This is a genomic window from Rhizobium sp. WW22, from assembly GCF_047041135.1.
Taxonomy (GTDB): Bacteria; Pseudomonadota; Alphaproteobacteria; order Rhizobiales; family Rhizobiaceae; genus Rhizobium.
Map to the genome: position 1 here is coordinate 2,454,239 of NZ_CP178198.1, position 19,881 is coordinate 2,474,119.

17 protein-coding genes and 1 pseudogene are annotated in these 19,881 nt (G+C 60.9%); 14 read left to right on the forward strand and 4 right to left on the reverse strand.

All coding sequences use genetic code 11. The features are described from left to right. Positions 1-170: 170 nt before the first annotated feature. The 8 genes and pseudogenes from ACK83U_RS12160 (at position 171) to hemH (ending at position 8,259) form a co-directional block, all read left to right on the forward strand. A complete protein-coding gene (locus ACK83U_RS12160) occupies positions 171-1,331 on the forward strand; it encodes an aminodeoxychorismate synthase component I (protein ID WP_112609577.1) in 1,161 nt (386 codons plus the stop codon). Continuing rightward, a complete protein-coding gene (locus tag ACK83U_RS12165; RefSeq protein WP_112609579.1) occupies positions 1,316-1,957 on the forward strand; it encodes an aminotransferase class IV family protein in 642 nt (213 codons plus the stop codon). Before ACK83U_RS12160 ends, ACK83U_RS12165 begins: the two co-directional genes overlap by 16 nt. A gap of 4 nt (positions 1,958-1,961) precedes the next feature. Beyond that, positions 1,962-2,246, forward strand: coding sequence for a YciI family protein (locus ACK83U_RS12170; protein ID WP_112609581.1), 285 nt, complete (start codon positions 1,962-1,964; stop codon positions 2,244-2,246). A gap of 266 nt (positions 2,247-2,512) precedes the next feature. Then, a pseudogene (locus tag ACK83U_RS12175) lies at positions 2,513-3,963 on the forward strand (homospermidine synthase). Positions 3,964-4,143: 180 nt separating this feature from the next. Next, on the forward strand, positions 4,144-4,533 hold the full coding sequence (locus ACK83U_RS12180) for a hypothetical protein (protein WP_112609585.1): 390 nt from the start codon (positions 4,144-4,146) through the stop codon (positions 4,531-4,533). A 28-nt stretch (positions 4,534-4,561) separates the two neighbouring features. Further along, positions 4,562-4,885, forward strand: a complete 324-nt coding sequence (locus ACK83U_RS12185; protein WP_112609587.1) for a hypothetical protein — start codon at positions 4,562-4,564, stop codon at positions 4,883-4,885. Between the two features lie 146 nt (positions 4,886-5,031). Further along, on the forward strand, positions 5,032-7,128 hold the full coding sequence (locus ACK83U_RS12190; RefSeq protein WP_112609589.1) for a 5'-nucleotidase C-terminal domain-containing protein: 2,097 nt from the start codon (positions 5,032-5,034) through the stop codon (positions 7,126-7,128). Between the two features lie 96 nt (positions 7,129-7,224). Continuing rightward, on the forward strand, positions 7,225-8,259 hold the full coding sequence (gene hemH, locus ACK83U_RS12195) for a ferrochelatase (protein WP_112609591.1): 1,035 nt from the start codon (positions 7,225-7,227) through the stop codon (positions 8,257-8,259). 34 nt (positions 8,260-8,293) lie between these two features. Here the strand turns inward: hemH and ACK83U_RS12200 are convergent, their stop codons facing one another. Then, positions 8,294-9,202 (reverse strand): S1C family serine protease, encoded by a 909-nt coding sequence (locus ACK83U_RS12200; RefSeq protein WP_112609593.1) that lies wholly within the window; start codon positions 9,200-9,202, stop codon positions 8,294-8,296. 299 nt (positions 9,203-9,501) lie between these two features. Here ACK83U_RS12200 and ACK83U_RS12205 point away from each other — a divergent pair, with 299 nt between their 5' ends. Then, positions 9,502-10,518 (forward strand): SPFH domain-containing protein, encoded by a 1,017-nt coding sequence (locus tag ACK83U_RS12205; protein WP_112609595.1) that lies wholly within the window; start codon positions 9,502-9,504, stop codon positions 10,516-10,518. 1 nt (position 10,519) lies between these two features. Beyond that, on the forward strand, positions 10,520-10,978 hold the full coding sequence (locus ACK83U_RS12210; protein ID WP_112609597.1) for an NfeD family protein: 459 nt from the start codon (positions 10,520-10,522) through the stop codon (positions 10,976-10,978). On the opposite strand, the gene ACK83U_RS12215 is transcribed toward ACK83U_RS12210, so the two are convergent. Continuing rightward, the gene (locus ACK83U_RS12215; RefSeq protein ID WP_112609599.1) at positions 10,979-11,974 is read right to left on the reverse strand and encodes a KpsF/GutQ family sugar-phosphate isomerase; all 996 of its coding nucleotides are present in this window, start codon (positions 11,972-11,974) and stop codon (positions 10,979-10,981) included. It abuts the gene before it with no gap. A gap of 197 nt (positions 11,975-12,171) precedes the next feature. Between ACK83U_RS12215 and ACK83U_RS12220 the strand changes: the two genes are divergently transcribed. Then, complete coding sequence (locus ACK83U_RS12220; protein WP_112609601.1) at positions 12,172-13,689, forward strand: outer membrane beta-barrel protein; 1,518 nt, start codon at positions 12,172-12,174, stop codon at positions 13,687-13,689. 90 nt (positions 13,690-13,779) lie between these two features. On the opposite strand, the gene galU is transcribed toward ACK83U_RS12220, so the two are convergent. Further along, the gene (gene galU, locus ACK83U_RS12225; RefSeq protein WP_112609603.1) at positions 13,780-14,667 is read right to left on the reverse strand and encodes a UTP--glucose-1-phosphate uridylyltransferase GalU; all 888 of its coding nucleotides are present in this window, start codon (positions 14,665-14,667) and stop codon (positions 13,780-13,782) included. Positions 14,668-14,870: 203 nt separating this feature from the next. Between galU and ACK83U_RS12230 the strand changes: the two genes are divergently transcribed. From ACK83U_RS12230 to ACK83U_RS12240, 3 genes are all read left to right on the forward strand, one after another. Further along, the gene (locus ACK83U_RS12230) at positions 14,871-16,094 is read left to right on the forward strand and encodes a lytic murein transglycosylase (protein WP_112609605.1); all 1,224 of its coding nucleotides are present in this window, start codon (positions 14,871-14,873) and stop codon (positions 16,092-16,094) included. Positions 16,095-16,173: 79 nt separating this feature from the next. Continuing rightward, the gene (locus ACK83U_RS12235) at positions 16,174-17,364 is read left to right on the forward strand and encodes a DUF459 domain-containing protein (protein ID WP_112609607.1); all 1,191 of its coding nucleotides are present in this window, start codon (positions 16,174-16,176) and stop codon (positions 17,362-17,364) included. A 238-nt stretch (positions 17,365-17,602) separates the two neighbouring features. Beyond that, complete coding sequence (locus ACK83U_RS12240) at positions 17,603-18,352, forward strand: aminoacyl--tRNA ligase-related protein (protein ID WP_112609609.1); 750 nt, start codon at positions 17,603-17,605, stop codon at positions 18,350-18,352. Between the two features lie 64 nt (positions 18,353-18,416). Here the strand turns inward: ACK83U_RS12240 and ACK83U_RS12245 are convergent, their stop codons facing one another. Further along, positions 18,417-19,871 (reverse strand): glutamate synthase subunit beta, encoded by a 1,455-nt coding sequence (locus ACK83U_RS12245; protein ID WP_112609611.1) that lies wholly within the window; start codon positions 19,869-19,871, stop codon positions 18,417-18,419. Positions 19,872-19,881: the final 10 nt, after the last annotated feature.

The following is a 19,881-nucleotide window of genomic DNA, read 5'->3' on the forward strand; positions in this document are numbered from 1 at the left end:
CGCGGCTCAGCCTTCGCATCATTTGCGCACGAATGGCGCGGCAATGTCGGATCGGTCCCCTCTCCCCGCCTGGCGGGAGAGGGCTAGGGTGAGGGGCCATACGCCTGGTTGCGGTAGGCACAACTAAAGCCTGACAATCGATATAACGAGAACCTGATCGAAATCCGCGCATGGTCGATGCCATACCCTACGTCCTCTTCAGGGACGACAGCACAGGACAGATGATGATCTTCGCCGAACCGTCCGAGATCATTATCGCCCATACGCGCGCGCAATTTTTCGATGCCCTCGATCGGATGGAGGAGGCCAAGCGGCAAGGACAATGGCTTGCCGGCTTTATCGCCTATGAGGCCGGCCATCTCTTCGAGGAAAAACTCGCCCCTTTCGCCGAGGAGAACAGGGAAACGCCTTTGCTCTGCTTCGGCGTTTTCGACGGCCCGGCTGCGGCCGACCACCCGCTCTGCCAGCCGGCCCAGCGCATGGAAAACCAGGAGTTCCTGACAGAGCCGAAAGCGGCCTGGAATTTCGAGACCTATCAGGAGCGCTTCGACAGGCTGCATCAGCATTTGCGCCTTGGCGACTGCTATCAAGCAAACCTTACCATGCCGATCCATGCGCGATGGAACGGTGATCCCCGCGCCGCCTTCTGGTCGCTGATCGAACGGCAGCCGGTGAAATACGGCGCGCTCGTCGATCTCGGCGGTCCGATCATCCTGTCGCGCTCGCCGGAGCTTTTCTTCCGCACGGACGAGAACGGCTGGATCGAGACGCATCCGATGAAAGGCACGGCCAAGCGCGGTGCGAATGCCGCCGAGGACGAGCGCATCGTCGCAGCCATGCTTGCCGACGAAAAGACGCAGGCCGAAAACCGTATGATCGTCGACCTCCTGCGCAACGATATCTCGCGCATCACCGAGGTCGGCACACTCGACGTGCCAAAGCTCTTCGAGATCGAGACCTATCCGACGCTCCATCAGATGGTCAGCCATGTCCAGGCGAAGCTGCGTCCGGGCATATCGATCCGCGACATTCTCGCAGCGCTTTTTCCCTGCGGCTCGATCACCGGTGCACCCAAAATGCGGGCGATGGAAATCCTGCATGAACTGGAAGACGGCCCGCGCGACGCCTATTGCGGCGCGATCGGCATGATCTCGCCCACGGGCGCCATGCGTTTTTCGGTGGCGATCCGCACGATCACGCTTTTCGAAGACGGCCGCGCGGTGTTCAATGTCGGTGGGGGCATCGTCTTCGATTCGACGGCGGAAGCGGAATATGAGGAATGCCTCCTCAAGGCGCGCTTCGCCGTGGGGGATAGATGGATCGACCGGTAGAGAATTTTTCCCTCATCGAGACGCTGCGCTTCGAGCCGGAAACCGGCTTCGTCCGCCTGCGCCTGCATCTTGCCCGGCTGCAGCGTTCCGCCCGCCGCCTTGGCTTTTCCGCGCCGCAGAACGTGCTTGGCAAGCTGGAGCAGGCGGTCGCCGGCGCCGCCGCACCTTTGAGAGTTCGCCTCACTCTGGACCGCGAAGGGCAAACGGAAGTGACGACGGCGCCGTTTGTCCCGCTTTTGCCTGACACCGTCTGGCGCTTGCGCATCGCTGCGACCCGGCTCGATTCCGCCGATAAGCTGCTGCGTTTTAAAACCACGCGACGTGGCATCTATGAAGCAGCCCGCGCGGAATGCCGGCCAGACGAGGCAGATGAAGTCCTGCTCCTGAATGAGAAGGACGAGGTGTGCGAGGGAACGATCACCTCGGTCTTCCTTGAGGACAGCGCGGACCTGCTCAGAACCCCGCCCATATCAGCCGGTCTGCTTGCCGGCGTCCTGCGCACAGAACTCATCTGCCAGCGCAAGGCCCGCGTCGGCCGCATCCGGCTCGACGACCTGAAAGATCGCCCCCTTTATGTCGGAAACTCCCTGCGCGGCCTGATCCGCGCACAACTCCTGTGGAATTGATTGCATGTTCATTCTCTCGCTCACCTACCTCAAGGGCAATGACGAAGCCGACAAGCACATGCAGCCGCATATGGCCTGGGTGCAGGAGGGCTATGCCAGGGGCTGGTTCCTCGCTTCCGGCCGCAAGGTACCGCGCACAGGCGGCGTCATCTTAGCTCGTGGCGAGCGGGTGGAACTTGAAGCCTATGTCGCGGCCGACCCCTTCACGATCCACGGTGTCGCCATTTATGAAGTCCAGGAAATCGCCCTCACCACCGTCGTCGACGGGCTGGAAGGCCTGAAGGCCTAGGCGGCGGAAGGCGCTTGCCTGCCGCCCCATTCCGTTTATGTCAGCGAAAACCAACCTTGAGGGCAACAAACTCGTCGCATATGGCGTGTATGTTGCCCTCCACTTGACTTTGCCCGGCTAACCCTCAACAGCTCTTTATTGTGACATCAAATTATGATTAGAGCCGCTCACCTCGCGTTTTCGCGCAAACTCTGCCAGCGCTTTCGCGTAAACTCTAATTGAATTTCGTGAACCGAACGGCGTCCCGCCTTTCGAAGGAGAAAAGAATGACGAAACACAACTATCCGGTATATGCCGAAATTACCGGTCCGATCGTGATGATCGGCTTTGGCTCCATTGGCCGTGGCACCCTGCCCCTGATCGAGCGCCATTTCAAATTCGACAAGAGCCGGATGGTCGTCATTGACCCGCAGATGGATGCCGAGCACCTGGCGATCCTGGAAAGCATGGCGTCCGTCATATCCAGGAATATGTCACCAAGGACAATTACAAGGACCTCCTGAAGCCCCTCCTGACGGAAGGCGACGGCCAGGGCTTCTGCGTCAACCTCTCGGTTGATACCGGCTCGCTCGACCTGGTCAAGCTGTGCCGCAAGCTCGATGTGCTCTATATCGACACCGTCGTCGAGCCCTGGCTTGGCTTCTACTTCGACAAGGGCCTGAAGAACGCCGACCGCACCAACTATGCGCTGCGCGAAACCATGCGCAAGGAGAAGGAAAAGAACCCGGGCGGCGCGACGGCCGTTTCCACCTGCGGCGCCAATCCGGGCATGGTCTCCTGGTTCGTCAAGCAGGCGCTCGTCAATCTCGCCAAGGATATCGGCCTGAAGTTCGAAGAGCCGGATCAGCATGATCGCGAAGGCTGGGCAAAGCTGATGAAGAAGGTCGGCGTCAAGGGCGTTCACATCGCCGAGCGCGACACGCAGCGCACCAAGCATCCGAAGCCGCTCAACGTCTTCTGGAACACCTGGTCCGTAGAAGGCTTCATTTCCGAAGGTCTGCAGCCGGCCGAACTCGGCTGGGGCACCCATGAAGAATGGATGCCGAAGAACGCCAAGAAGCATAAGAAGGGCTGCAAGGCTGCCATCTATCTGGAGCAGCCGGGCGCCAATACTCGTGTGCGCACGTGGTGCCCGACCCCCGGCCCGCAATACGGCTTCCTCGTCACCCATAACGAGTCGATCTCGATCGCCGACTATTTCACCGTCCGCGACAAGGACGGCGAAGTCACTTTCCGCCCGACCTGCCATTACGCCTATCATCCGGCCAATGACGCCGTGCTCTCGCTGCATGAGATGTTCGGCAATGGCGGCACGCCGCAGCCGGTCCATCACGTTCTCGACGAGGACGAGCTGGAAGACGGCATCGACGAACTCGGCGTGCTGCTTTACGGCCATGCCAAGAATGCCTACTGGTACGGCTCGCGCCTGTCTCTCGAAGAGACCCGCCGCATCGCTCCCTACCAGAACGCCACCGGTCTGCAGGTGACATCAGCCGTGCTCGCCGGCATGGTCTGGGCGTTGGAAAACCCGAAGGCCGGCATCGTGGAAGCCGACGAAATCGATTACAAGCGCTGCCTCGAAGTACAGCTGCCCTATCTCGGCCCGGTCGAAGGTCACTACACCGACTGGACCCCGCTCGACGGCCGTCCGGGCCTCTTCCCGGAAGACATCGACACCAAAGACCCCTGGCAGTTCCGGAACATTCTGGTTCGCTGAGGGTATCGTGTCAGCTTGATGCCAGACCCGAATGCCCGCACAAGTCGTGCGGGCATTTTTGTTACGCAAGCCAGATAAATCAAGCAGATCGCCTGGAGCGTCTTGCTTTAGCCCGATGGTCGCGGCATCTTCCTTGCAACCGATACGCCTTTAGACCGCCTTCATTCGCGGGAGATATTTATGAAGATGAGAACCGTTCTTGCCCTCGTTGCCGCCGCCGCGGCCCTCTCTGCCTGCGTCGATTTCGGCGGCTCCAGACCGCCGCCGATGGGGATGAACCCGGGTGGCCCCCAGCCGCGCATGAATTCGGTGGAAGGAAGCTGGGCTGATTCGAACGGCCTGAATTCGACCTTCAACGGCGGCCGATTCGAAACGCATACCACTGATGGCACGAACCAGCAGATGGCCTCGGGAACCTATACGACCGATCCATCCGGCGTGATCCAGATCAACCTCTATTCGAACATCAAGCGCACATCATCGAAGGTGAATTGCTTCCTGGCCAATCCCAGTCAGCTCAATTGCACCTCCGAAACCGGTGGGCACTTCTCGCTCAATCGGCAGGGCTGATAGAGACCCGATAGACGGATAAGGCATCATGCGCGGCATGCTGATCCTCTATATGGCACTTGTCGCGGCATTGCCCGTCGCCATTATGGCGACGGTCCTCCCTGTAAACAGCTATCGGGCTCAGGGCATCGACGCCCTTGATTGCGACGGCCCAGCGAGCGTCCTCCTCTTCGCCATACCGGCTTTGCTCGTCTACGGGGTCGGCGCCATCCTGCTTTACCAGAGGCGGAATCGGCGCCTGCATCTTGTCGCCTTCCTCTGTTGTGCGCTCGTCTTCTGCTCCGTCGGCTGGAATGCCGCTGCGGCGCTGCGCGAATCCTATGGTGCAGCCTCAGTCGAAGCCTGCGCCTGATCCGGCGGGCCATTTCGCTTCTTTGTAAAATCCGAATGAGGCCAACAGCTTTTACTTGCGCTCGCTCCGCGGGGATGGAAACATCGGCATGGGGGACCGCCTCGGGCATTGGCGGGCCGGATTGCAATGACCAACAGGAGAGACAGATGAAGCAGCCCTTCGGAGTGGGTCTTTTGGCCGCCACGCTGCTGGCGCTGAGCACCAGCGCCGCCTTCGCGGACTATCAGCTCAACATCCTGCACTTCAACGATTTCCATTCGCGCGTGGAGTCGATCAACAAGTTCGACGCGACGTGCTCCGCAGAAGAAGAAGCCAAGAACGAGTGCTTCGGCGGCGCAGCCCGGCTGAAGACCATCATCGACCAGCGCCGCGCCGCGCTTGCCGGCCAGAACGTCCTCGTCCTCGATGCCGGCGACAACTTCCAGGGCTCCCTATTCTACACGACCTACAAGGGCGCTGCCGAAGTCGAATTCCTCAATGACATGAAGATCGATGCCATGACGGTCGGCAATCATGAGTTCGACGATGGCGAAGGCCCGCTTGCCGCTTTCCTCGACAAGGCGCAGTTCCCCGTCGTGACGGCCAATCTAGTGGTCGACGACCAGTCGAAGCTCGGCGAACGCATCAAGAAGTCCATCGTGCTCGATATCGGCGGCCAGAAGATCGGTATCGTCGGTGCGGTGACGACCGAAACACCGGAACTTGCCTCTCCAGGCCCGCATGTGAAGATCACCGACGATGCCGCCGCCATTAGCGCCGAAGTCGATGCCCTGAAATCGCAAGGCGTCAACAAGATCATCGCGCTCACTCATGTCGGCTATCCGCGCGATGTCGAGAAGATCGCCAAGATCGCCGGCGTCAGCGTCGTGGTCGGCGGCCACTCGCATACGCTCCTGTCGAATACCGATCCGAAGGCAGCCGGCCCCTACCCGACCATGGTCGACAATCCGGCCGGCTATAAGGTGCCCGTCGTCCAAGCCGCGTCCTACAGCAAATATCTCGGCGACATCGTCGTCACCTTCGACGACAATGGCGCCGTCAAGGACGCCAAGGGTGATCCGATCCTGCTCGATTCCTCCATCAAGCCCGATCCGACGATCCTTGCACGCGTACAGGAGATGGCGAAACCGATCCAGGAACTGCGCAAGAAGATCATCGGCAATTCGCAGGAGCCGATCGAAGGCGCGCGTGAAGTCTGCCGCGTTCGGGAATGCTCGATGGGCAATCTCGTCGCCGATGCGATGCTCGACCGCACCAAGGCGCAAGGAATCTCAATTGCCATCCAGAACGGCGGCGGCTTGCGCGCCTCAATCGGCGCCGGCGATGTCAGCATGGGCGACGTGCTGACCGTGCTGCCTTTCCAGAACACGGTTGCGACCTTCCAGCTGACTGGCGCGGACGTGAAAGCGGCGCTCGAAAACGGCCTCAGCCAGATCGACGACGGCGCGGGCCGCTTCCCGCAGGTTGCCGGCCTCAAATACAGCTTCGACAAATCGAAGCCGCCGGGCAACCGTCTGGTCTCGGTCGAGGTGCAGGAAGGCACCGAGTTCAAACCGATCGACCCGGAGAAGACCTATGGTGTCGTCAGCAACAACTATATGCGCGCCGGAGGTGACGGCTATACAGTCTTCGCCAAGGACGGCAAGAACGCCTATGACTTCGGCCCCAATCTGGAATCGGTGGTCGCCGACTATCTCGGCGCGCATAATCCCTACAAGCCCTACACGGACGGCCGCATAACCCAGATAGCCGCGGCAGCGCCAGCTGCGCAGCCGGAACCCGCAAAGCCCGCCGATACCACGCAGACAGCACCGGAGCAGAAGGCGGCAGCAGCTGCTACGGGTGGCGGCGCCTCATCCACGACCACCCCGCCGGCCTCCTCACTTCCCACGGTGACAACGCCAACTACCACCATGCCGGCAAACCCGACTGCGACACCGTCCGCTCCGGCAAAATCGGATCCGGCAGCCTCGACACCCGCCACCTCAGCTCCAGCGGCGGAAACCCCGGCGACCTCCGCACCCACGGCCACAGCTCCGGCAACAGCGGCGCCGGAGGCAAAGGGCAACGAACCGCCAAAGACACCCACAACCCACGTCGTCGTCGCCGGCGACACGCTCTGGGATCTCGCCAAGACCTATTATGGCAGCGCCAGCCAGTGGCACAAACTCGTGGTGGCCAACCGCAACATCAAGCCGCATCACCTGTCGGTCGGCGAAAAGTTGAAGATTCCGGCCAAGTAAGACGATTTGTCTCGCTTACTCCAGCCGGTCCGGGCTTTCCCGGACCGGCTTTTATTCTTATGTGAAGTGCTTCGTATCTTGAGAGGAATTCAGTCGATGAGATCAGACCTGACCACGCTTTCACCCGGTCACCCCAGCGTGAAATACGGCAAGGTCGGCGTGCTGCTCATCAATTTGGGAACGCCTGACGGCACCGATTATTCCTCGATGCGCCGCTACCTGCGCGAATTCCTGACCGACCGCCGCGTCATCGAGTGGTCGCGCTGGAAATGGTACCCGATCCTGTTCGGCATCGTGCTCAACACCCGGCCGCAGAAGGTCGGCAAGGCCTATGAGACGATCTGGAACAAGGAGAAGAACGAGAGCTATCTGCGCACCTATACGCGCAACCAGTCAGACCTGATGGCCGAGCGCCTGCGCGACCTGCCCAACGTCAAGGTCGATTGGGCCATGCGCTATGGTCAGCCTTCGATCGCCGATCGCATTCAGGCGCTGAAGGACGATGGCTGCGAGCGCATCGTGCTCTTTCCGCTCTATCCGCAATATGCGGCTGCAACGACGGCAACCGTCAACGACAAGGCCTTCGAGAAGCTCCAAAAGATGCGCTGGCAGCCGGCAATCCGCACCGTGCCGCAATATCACGACGACGAGACCTATATCGAGGCGCTCGCCAATTCGGTCACCCGCCATCTATCGACGCTGGACTGGCAGCCCGAAAAGATCATCGCGTCCTTCCACGGCATACCAATGTCCTACTTCAAGCTCGGCGATCCCTATTACTGTTTCTGTCAGAAGACCGGCCGGCTGCTGCGCGAGAAGCTCGGCCTATCCGAAGACCAGTTCATGGTTACGTTCCAGTCCCGCTTCGGACCTGAGGAATGGCTGCAGCCATATACCGACAAGACCGTGGAAGAGCTTGCAAAAAACGGCACCAAACGGATTGCCGTCCTCAATCCAGGCTTCGTCTCCGACTGCCTGGAGACGCTGGAAGAGATCGCCGAGCAGGCGGCTGAATCCTTCCACCACAATGGCGGCGATAAATTCACCCATATCCCCTGTCTCAACGACAGCGAAGACGGCATGAACGTGCTGGAGAAGGTGGTGCGGCGGGAGCTGCTCGGCTGGGCTTGAACGAAGCGCCGGGATTGATCCCGGCGACGCAATCCTACTGGAGCTGCGGCTTTCTGAGGAAGCTGCCGCGGTCGGCGGATTTGATGCGCAGCCAGGCCTCTCTGCCATCGCGCAATATACGCATGGGGATCTCGGAGCCCGCCGGGCCGCTTTCCCAGATCTTGCGATAGAAATCGGCGAGCCCGTCGACCTCGCCATCGCGGATTTCGGAAATGACGTCGCCGCGACGCAAGCCCGCCTTGGCGGCCGGGCCGCCCTCCGCGACGCTCATGACGACGACTTCGCCATTGCTTTCGGCTGAGAAGGCGCCGAGCCAGGGCCGCGGAGGCTTGTTGACCCGACCGCGCTTGATCAAATCGTCCAGGATCGGCATCAGCAGATTGATCGGCACGATCATGTTGATATCCGCGCTATCGCCCTTCTCCGTCGCCATCTGCAAGTGCAGCGAGCCGATACCGAGAAGCTTGCCGTCCTCGTCAACAAGAGCCGCGCCGCCCCAGGAGGGATGGGCGGGCGCCGTGAAGATTGCCTCATCAAGCAGATATTCCCAATAGCCGGCAAATTCCTGCTTTGCGACGATCTTCGCCTCGACGAACTGACCGATCCCGTCAGCAACAACGACTTCATCACCGATCTCGGCCTTGTCGGCGTCGCCGAATTCGAGGGCGGGCACATCGAGAGGCCCGAGCGCTTGCACAAGACCGAATCCCGTTTCCTGATCGTAAGCGAGCGCATGGCCAGGCACGACACGGCCACTATTGGTCGTGAGCCAGACCTCTTCCGCTTCGGTAATCAGATAGCCGATCGTCAATACCAGGCCGTTACCGCGGATGACAACGCCACTGCCTTCCCTGCGGATGCCGAGCGTTGCCGCCGTAAAGGCGTCTTCCGGAATTGAGGCGTGCACGGCCACAACCGACCGCAAGGTCCTATCTAAGTTCATAGCTTCACCCTGATGATGCGCGATGGCTTGGCCCGAAAAGGCTGCGAGGCAGCGGAGCCGGAAATTCCATATAAGGTATGAATATCAATCGCCGGGCGCAAGACCCGAAGGACGATTGCTTGATCGGCTCGCAGCAAAACGTCCGCTGTAGCCCCATTCCTCACTTGCTGAGAACATGCTAACCCACCACATCTGATTGAGCTGCCGCCTCATGAGCTCGACCGAGCATGGGGAGGCCAAATCGCAGCGGTTTGGGCGACGCGAACCTGTTGAGGCGGGTGCGTCCATGGAGGAGTTCGATGGTAGTCGGTGGTTTCAGCATCGTTGTGATCGCCTTGGTGATCTTCGTCATTCTGGTGCTGTTCGCAGGCATCAAGACCGTACCACAAGGCTATCGGTACACAGTTCAGCGCTTCGGACGCTATATCCGAACGCTGGAACCGGGGCTCAATCTGATCGTACCCTTCATCGAAACAATCGGGGTGCGAATGAACGTGATGGAACAGGTGTTGGCCGTGCCGACCCAGGAAGTCATCACGAAGGACAATGCGAGCGTTTCCGCGGATGCGGTCGCATTCTTCCAGGTGTTGAATGCGGCACAGGCAGCCTATCAGATCACCAATCTGGAAACCGCGATCCTCAACCTCACCAAGACGAATATCCGCTCCGTCATGGGCTCCATGGATCTCGATGAGCTCTTGTCTAATCGCGATGCCATCAACGAACGGCTGCTGCGCGTGGTCGATGAGGCGGTGGAGCCCTGGGGCATCAAGGTAACGCGCGTCGAAATCAAGGACATCCAACCGCCGAAAGACCTGGTTGACGCTATGGGCCGGCAGATGAAGGCGGAACGCGAAAAGCGCGCTCAGGTCCTGGAGGCGGAAGGTCTGCGCAACGCGCAAATTCTCCGCGCCGAGGGCGCGAAGCAGGCGGCCGTTTTGCAAGCCGAAGGTCAGCGCGAAGCAGCATTTCGCAATGCCGAAGCGCGCGAACGACTGGCCGAGGCCGAAGCCAAGGCGACCCGCATGGTGTCCCAAGCGATTGCAGAAGGTAATGTGCAGGCAATCAACTACTTCATCGCCCAGAAATATACCGAAGCCCTGACTGCAATCGGCTCCGCGGGCAATTCCAAGATCGTGCTGATGCCGATGGAGGCGAGCTCCATCATCGGTTCTCTTGGTGGCATCGGCGCTATCGCCCGCGAAGTCTTCGGCGATAATGGCGATGGCAGCGGCACGCCGCAGCCACCCCGCCCGCGTTCCGGCCCTACCCGCACGACGCCTTCGATCAATCCGCTGCCGCCGAAGGAGAGCTGACATGTTCGACAATCTCATCGTCGAACTCGGGCCCTGGAGCTGGTGGCTCGTGGGTTTGGTGCTGCTTGCCGCCGAACTGATCCTGCCAGGCTTCTTTCTCGTCTGGATCGGGCTCGCCGCGATCGTCGTCGGCGCCTTGTCGCTTCTGTTTTGGGAAAGCAGCTTCTGGGTCTGGCAGGTTCAAGGGCTGGTCTTCGCCGCCACGGCGGTGATCGTCACTCTCATCGGCCGCCGCTATCTCTATAACAACAACCAGGTGACCGACGAGCCGTTCCTGAACCAGCGCGGCGCGAGCCTGGTCGGCCGCACGGCAACACTCGACCAGCCGATCGCCGAGGGCCGCGGGCGCATTCGCCTGAACGATACCTATTGGACCGTCAGCGGGCCGGACCTGCCCGTCGGCACCCGCGTCAAGGTGGTCGCCAGCAACGGCCGCGAGCTCACGGTCGAACCGGTCTGATCAGGCGACGCCGATCCGCAGCAGATCGTGGAAATGCACGACGCCGATCGGCCGGCGCGCTTCATCGATGACCATCAGAGCCGAGATATTGTGGCGGTTGAGCACGGCCATGGCACTCGTCGCCAGCGTCGTTTCCTTTACCGTTTTCGGATTGGGGGTCATCACCTCGTCGACCAGCTTCTCCGCAAGGCTGGTGCCGAGATTGCGGGCGATATCGCCATCGGTGACGATGCCGCACAGGCAACCATCATCATCGATCACGCCCACGCAGCCGAACCGCATCTTCGACAGCGTCATCGCCGCTTCCGGCATGCCGGTTCCAAGCTTGACGAGCGGCACACTGTCGCCTCTATGCATAATGTCGGCCACATGCGAGAGGCTGGCACCGAGCTTGCCGCCCGGATGGAAGGTACGGAAATCTTCGGCCGTAAAACCGCGCGCCTCCAGCAAGGCGACGGTCAGCGCATCGCCGATGGCAAGCTGCAGCAGCGTCGATGTCGTCGGCGCCAGCCCATGCGGGCAGGCCTCCTGCTCCTTGGGCAGCAGCAGCACCACATCCGATTCGCGCGCAAGCGTAGAAGTCTCGCCGGCAGTGATCGCGATCATGGGAATCGAGAAACGGCGTGAATAGCTGATGATGCCACGCAGCTCCGCGCTCTCGCCGCCCCACGATATGGCGATGATGACATCGTGCTGCGTGATCATGCCGAGATCGCCGTGATTGGCTTCGACCGGGTGCACGAAGAATGCCGGCGTACCCGTGGACGCCAGGCTTGCGGCGAGCTTGTTGCCGATATGGCCGCTCTTGCCGACGCCGGTGATCACCACACGGCCGGAAATATCGCCTATGATCTCCACCGCGCGGCTGAAAGGCGCGGCCAGACCGTTGGTCAGTGCGCGTTCCAGCGCTTCCATGCCCCGTCTCTCGGTCTCGATCGTTCGCATCGCGGATTCGATCGCACCATTCTCGATGAGTCTTACAGCTCTCTTGTTCATGAGCGAGGCCTAACGCTTTTCGGCAAATCTGTCCACCAAAGATCGACTTATAGCGATGCGACAGCCTGCAACATCTTCCCGACAAATATTATCGAACCCGTTCTTGTTGCCATCGCTTGGCAACCAACCGTTAACCACGCGCCTTTACACTTGAGTAAGAATTTAGGTCATTTCCAGCAGGGTCAGATATAAACAACATGGGCATCGGCAAGGACAAGGCGGGTCATGGTGCCCTCCGGCTGACGGCATGGGCGAGTTCCGCCCTGCTCGGCTGGGGTATCGCATTTGCCCTTCCACTGCCGATCCATGCGCAATCATTGCCGCCAGATCAGAACCTCGACGATACCTTGCCCGCCCCGACATCGGCTTCCTCAACGGATCCGAGCGCCGCACCCACCCCCGACAGCCAGGCAACCGCACCGGCAAACCAGACACCGACCTCCAGCGACGCGCCATTGAACGCGCCGCTGCGCCTCACCGGTATCGACCCCACGACCACCGGCTCGACGCTGGATAACGACCTGCGCCGCGTGAACCAGCGGGAATCTGCCGTCGACGGTCTGAAGGCTCGCCAATATCCGGATCGCGCAGACGCCCAGGGTATACCGCTCGGCACCTTTACCCTGCGCCCCTCGATCAATCAGTCGGTCAATATCGAGCGGGATCGCACCGGCGACGTCAAGAACAACCGCACTTTCCTGCAGACCGACCTGCGCAGCACCCTGACATCGGATTGGGATCGCCACGCGCTGACCATCACCGGCGAAGGCGTCTGGCAGAGGAACGTCGGCGGCACGGGCGAAGAGAAACCGACAGTCAATCTTAATGCCGACCTGCGCCTGGATCTTCCCGCCGACACGACGGCACATGTCACCGCCGGCTATCAATTCTACCGCGAGGACACCAGCGATCCGAATGCGATCGCCGGCGCCTCGAAACAATCCGCCGTCAACCAATATACGGCCGGTCTCTCACTGGAACGCGATTTCGGCCTGCTGCGCGGCACGACGGCCGTGGCGCTGACACGCAGTGTCTATTCCAACGCCGTGCTTTCGGATGGCACGACGGTTACCCTCAGCGACCGCAACCAGACGGCCGGAAGCTGGCGCGGCCGCATCGGGTACGAGCTATCGCCCGCCATCATTCCCTTCGTGGAAGTGGATCTCGGACGCGCCGTCTACGACCAGACGCGCGACAGCAACGGTTATGCCCGCTCGAACCAGAGCTATGGCGGCAAGGGCGGCGTCGAAGTCGACCTCGGTGAAAAATTCAAGGGCGAGCTCGGCTTCGGCTACCAACACACGGAGTTCGACGATTCGCGCCTGAGTTCGGTCGACTCGCCGACGATCGACGGCAGCCTCGCCTGGTCGCCACAGCGCGGCACCGATATCAGTGTCGGCCTTTCGACGACGGTCCAGCCTTCAACCACGGCCGGTCTCAGCGGCTACACCGCTTACCAACTGACGAGCACCGTGGCCCATCAGCTGCGCGACGATCTCACCGCCAAGCTGACGGGCGGAACGATCTGGCGCGACTACCCCTCCAATGGCAGCGCCGCCGATGAAACCGAATATGACGCCACCTTCGGCCTGACCTGGGGAATCAACCGTTACCTCGATCTCACCGGCAATGTCGGCTATCAGCTGACGACCAGAGACGTTGGCGACAGCACCCGTCAGCTTCAGGCCGGCATCGGTTTGACCGCGAAGCGTTGACGACCGCCCTCGCATTTTGATGATTCTTCCGTTCAAACGAATTGAGGCCCGGCATACGACGGGCCCCAACATATTCGGAAGTTCGATCACTTATTTCAGAGCAGCAACGAGCGCCTTGAACTCATCCTCGATAGTCGGGCGGATGTCGTCACGCGCCAAGGCAAAGGCGACGTTCGCGAGGATGAAGCCATCCTTTGCACCGCAGTCGAACGTCTGCCCCCGGAAGTGATAGCCGGCGAAATCCTGCGTCTTGGCAAGCTTCAGCATGCCGTCCGTCAGCTGGATCTCGTTGCCGGCACCGCGCTCCTGGCTTTCCAGGATACGGAAGATTTCCGGCTGCAGGATGTAGCGGCCGTTGATGAAGAAGTTGGAAGGCGCCGTGCCCTTGGCCGGCTTCTCAACCATTTCCGTGATGCGGAAGCCGCTGCCGATCGTCTCGCCGACGCCGACGATGCCATATTTATGAGCCTGATCGGGCGCGCATTCCTCGACGGCGATGACATTGCCGCCGCTCTGCTCGTAAAGCTCGATCATGCCCTTCATGCAGCCCTTTTCGGCGCGCATGACCATGTCGGGCAGTAGCAGCGCAAAGGGTTCGTCGCCGACGATCTCGCGGGCGCACCAGACGGCGTGGCCGAGACCGAGCGGCTCCTGCTGGCGCGTGAAGCTTGCCGTACCGGCCTTCGGCAGCAGGCCGCTCAGAAGCGACAGTTCGGCATTCTTGTTACGCTGACGCAGCGTCTGCTCGAGCTCGAACTGGATGTCGAAATAATCCTCGATGACGTGCTTGCTGCGGCCGGTCACGAATACGAAATGCTCGATGCCTGCTTCCATCGCCTCGTCGACGACATACTGGATCACCGGCTTATCAACGACGGTCAGCATTTCCTTCGGCACCGCCTTGGTCGCCGGCAAGAACCGCGTCCCTAGTCCGGCGACCGGAAATACTGCCTTACGAACCTTCTTATGCTGTCCCACGCATACCTCCTGGGCATTAAATCAGTTGGCACAAAGCCATTCTAAAGGTCAGTAGATTAGATTTGCTACCGTTTTGCAAATAATGACTGACGCAAGCTTCCATGGTAAAGAATTTGTTGACTTCGTTCGTTTAGCGTCACGCATGGGCCGATGCCACACGCATCGCCGCACCGAAATCCAACGATTGATGGACAAGGCTGTAGATGACCGTAAACCGCAAACACTCCCTTCGTGGTCTCGCTCTGGCGCTCGCGCTCGGCGCCTTTGCGGGATTCCTTCCCGTTAACGCCAGCGCTGACCCTGGGTTCCAGAAATGGATCGCGGGCTTCTACGCTACCGCGGCAAAGAGCGGCATCACGCAATCCACGTATCGCAATGCATTTGCCGGCGTAACCGACCCGGACCCCACGGTGCTTGAAAAGGCGCAGTACCAGCCGGAATTCAAGTCCCAAATCTGGGATTACCTCGACTCCCGTGTCAATCCCTATACGGTCGATATTGGCCGCAAGATGGCGGTTAAGTACGGATCTACACTGCGCACGCTCGAACAGCATTTCGGCGTCGATCGCAATATCATACTGGCCATCTGGTCGATGGAGTCGAATTACGGCGAGGTTCTCGCCAAGAACGATCGGCTGCATTATGTGCCCCGCGCGCTGGCGACCCTTGCCTACGCCGATCCGAAGCGTGCGAATTATGCCAAGAAGCAGCTGATCGCCGCCCTGAAAATCCTGCAGAAGGGCGATATCTCGCGCAAGGACCTGAACGGTTCCTGGGCCGGCGCCATGGGCCATACGCAATTCATCCCGACGAGCTATCTGCTCTATGCAGTCGATGCCGACGGCAGTGGCCATGCCGATATCTGGAATTCCATTCCGGACGCCCTGGCGACGACGGCCAACCTCCTCGCCAAGAACGGCTGGGATACCGGCCGTACCTGGGGTTATGAAGTCGTCGTACCACCCGGCGGCAGCGCCCAGGCCGGCAAGACACATACGATCGCGCAATGGGCGGCTCTCGGCTTCGTGCGTCCTAACGGCAAGGGTTTCCGTAGCACCTCCGACCGCGCGCAGCTAAAGATACCCGGCGGACCGAACGGCCCCGGCTTCCTGATGACCGGTAACTTCTTCACCATCAAGCGCTACAACGCCTCCGACAGCTACGCCTTGGCAGTCGGGCTGCTCGCGGATCAGATTGCCGGCTATGGCGGCATGCAGCAATCCTGGCCCCGTCCGAGCGGCACGCTCGACGTCAAGCAGAAATTCGAGCTGCAGACGCGTCTGAAGGAACTCGGCTATTATGACGGCGTGGTCGACGGCAATTTCGGCTCGGGCTCGAAGGCCGCCATATCAGCCGTCCAGCAGCGCATGGGCATGGATGCGGACGGCGAGCCGTCAATGAACCTGCTGAAAGCATTGCGTAAGTAGGCCGCCTCGAGCGAATCCGGGACCACCGGACGATGGAATCGTCCTTGTGCGGCCCGGACTCGTCAGCGGAAAAGAAGCGATGATGAAACACCCTGCGCGCGCGACCAAGGCAACTCTGAGGATTGTTCTGACGGCATTCCTCGCCGCCGTCATCGCGCTTGCCTGCTTGCCGAACATGGCCGAAGCGCAGGAGCGGCCCCGGCGGAACCTGTTCGACATGCTGTTCGGCACCCGCGAGCCCGATTATCCGGACCAACCCATGGAGCAGCCGCCGCCACGGCGCAAGGTGCAGCCGAAAAAGCGTCCGACCCCGCCGCCGCGCCAGCCGGTCGCGCAGCCGGAAACGCCGCCGCCCGCCGAAAAGCTTTCTGACGCCAAAACCATCCTCGTCGTCGGTGATTTTCTGGCGAGCGGCCTGGCAACCGGGCTGGAAGATGCCTTCTCTACCTCCCCCGGCGTCGTCGTCCAGTCCCGCGGCAACGTCGCCTCCGGTCTCGTGCGGCAGGATTATTACAATTGGCCGCAGCAATTGCCCGGAATGATCGACCAGCTGAAACCGGCCATGGTCGTCGTCATGATCGGCGCCAATGACCGCCAGCAGATGATCGGCGATGGGCTCAACGAGAAATACGGCACCGATCCATGGTTCCTCGCCTATGAAGAACGCGTACAGCAATTCGCCAAACTGGTAACGAGCCGTCATATTCCGCTGCTCTGGGTCGGGCTGCCCTCCTTCGGCTCGGATCAGCTGACCGCCAGCGCGGTCAAGCTCAACCAGATCTACCAAAGCCAGACCACCAGCGTCGGCGGCGAGTTCATCGACATATGGGATGGATTTACCGACCAGAACGGCGAATTCATCGTGACCGGTTCCGATATCAACGGCCAGCAGGTTCGACTGAGAACGGCCGACGGCGTCAATCTGACGGCGGCCGGCAAGCGCAAGGTCGCCTTCTATCTGGAGAAATCCGCACGCCGGATCCTGGGTGATCAGGCAAGCCCCGACATCACGCGCCTGGACACCAGCAATCCGCTGCCGGCGCAACAGGCCAATCTTCCGGGCACAGAGCCGGAAAAGATCACCCGCACCCAGCCGATGAGCCTCTCCGATCCCGATCTTGACGGCGGCTCGCAGCTTCTCGGCAGCAGCCCTGCCCCCGCCATAACCACTTCATCACCCCGCGATCTTCTGGTCGAGAAGGGTCTGATGGACCCGGCGCCTGTCGGCCGTGTGGACGACTACAGATTGCCCGGATCAGTCGCGCGATAAGCGGCGCGAAGGCGGTTTGACAAGGCCGCGTCTCGCCAATAGAAGAACTGCATGAGCACCAAGAGCGCAGATCAGATCGATCGTTACCGCACCTGCCTGCAGGCTGCGGTTTTGCGCGCTTTCTCCGGCCGAGGTCTCCGCGTCCAGTCGTGACGGCCGGAGGCGTTGATGCGTCCGGCGGCTGCTGGACGTAAAGCCCTCACCTCTAGACATCAACGTTGCCCATGGAGAATGGCACGTGCTCAATATCTATAACGTCAATTCGCTCGTTCACTGGGAAGAGCGGGACATCCGGCTACGCGACGACTTCATCCGCTTCTTTTCCGGCGAAGTCGCGAACCTCCTGCGATCGGAAAACCAGGCTTGGGATATCCGGCGGGTCGAGGCTCCAACCCTGATGCCGCGAAATCTCGTCTCGGATGCCTATTCCAACTCGGACATATGGGTGCAGGAGCGAATGTCGAACGCCGAAGCCGAACTTGTGCTCCGGCCCGAAACGACGCCGTCAACCTACGCCTACATGCAGCATCTTCTCGGAAATCATTCGAGAACGAGGCTGCCACTATGCGTCTGGCAGGCGGGCAAATCCTACCGCCGGGAACAGGACCAGTCGAGCAAACATGTAAGGCTCAAGGAATTCTGGCAGCTCGAATTCCAATGCGCCTTCACCGCCGATAGCGGCAATGATTATCACGCCGCAGCATTGGAACCCGTCTGCCGGATGATCGCCTCGGTCATCCATCTGCCGACACGGATCGTGCCGTCCGATCGCCTTCCGGCCTATTCCGAGGTCACCATGGATATCGAGGTCGACAATGGCGACAAATGGATGGAGGTCTGCTCGATCTCGAAACGCACGGATTTTCCGCAGCGCTACCGCAGCCACCCGAAGAAGGGGCCGGCGATAGACCATGACGTCGCGGTGCTCGAAATCGCCATCGGCCTCGACCGCTGCCTCTACAACTGGAACATCGCCGCAAGCGGGTAACGACAAAGGCCGGGTTTGTAACGAACCCGGCCTTCAACAACTTTGCGCGAGAGGACAGCGAAACTTAGGCCGGCAGGACCGTCGAACCCATCAAGGCCTCGTCGATCGCGCGCGCGGCCTGACGGCCCTCGCGGATCGCCCAGACGACCAGCGACTGGCCGCGGCGAATGTCCCCGGCCGTCCAGAGCTTGTCGACCGAGGTCTTATAGTCCTTGTCGTTGGCAACGACGTTGGTCGAGCCGCGGCGGTCGGTATTCAACGTTAGCTTGCCGTCCATTTCCTTGAGAACGCCCTCGGTGAACGGGCCGCGGAAGCCGATGGCAATGAAGGCGAGATCGGCGCGGATGACAAACTCTGTCCCGGCAATCGGCTTGCGGCGATCGTCGACTTCGCAGCACTTCACGCCCGTCAGCACGCCGTCTTCGCCGATGAACTCGAGCGTTGCCACCTGGAATTCGCGAACCGCACCTTCGGCCTGCGAGGAAGAGGTGCGCATCTTCGTTGCCCAGAAGGGCCATACGGCGAGCTTGTCTTCCTTCTCCGGCGGCTGCGGACGAATGTCGAGCTGGGTCACCTTCACCGCACCCTGGCGGAATGCCGTGCCGACGCAGTCGGATGCCGTGTCGCCACCACCGACGACGACGATATGCTTGCCGCCCGCCAGAATCGGATCGGCAGGCCAGCCGACGCTGTCGATGTTTTCGCGGCCGACGCGGCGGTTCTGCTGCACCAGATAGGGCATGGCGTCATGGACGCCGGCGAGCGTCGTGCCGGGAATGCCAGCTTCGCGCGGGGTTTCCGAGCCGCCGCAATAGAGCACGGCATCATGGTCGGCCAGAAGCTGTTCGACCTTGACATCGACGCCAACATTGACGCCGCAATGGAAGGTGACGCCTTCGCCCTTCATCTGCTCGACGCGGCGATCGATGAAGTTCTTCTCCATCTTGAAATCCGGGATACCATAGCGCAGCAGGCCGCCCGGCTTGCTTTCGCGCTCGTAGACGTGGACGTCGTGACCTGCGCGGCCAAGCTGCTGAGCGGCAGCCATGCCGGCAGGGCCGGAGCCGATGATTGCGACCTTCTTGCCGGTGTGAACCGTTGCCGGCTGCGGCCGGATGAAGCCGAGCTCATAGGCCTTGTCGGCAATCGCCTGCTCGACGGTCTTGATCGCGACCGGGGCATCTTCCAGGTTCAGCGTGCAGGCTTCCTCGCAGGGTGCGGGGCAGACGCGGCCGGTGAATTCCGGGAAGTTGTTGGTCGAATGCAGGTTGTGGATCGCCTGTTCCCAATTGTTGTTGTAGACGAGGTCGTTCCAATCGGGGATCTGGTTGTGCACCGGGCAGCCGGTCGGGCCGTGGCAATAGGGAATGCCACAGTCCATGCAGCGGGCTGCCTGTTTCTGCACTTCCTGGTCCGACATGGGGATCGTGAATTCACGGAAATGCCGGATGCGATCCGACGCCGGCTGATACTTCGCCACCTGCCGGTCGATTTCCAAGAAGCCTGTTACCTTGCCCATGCTTTCGTTT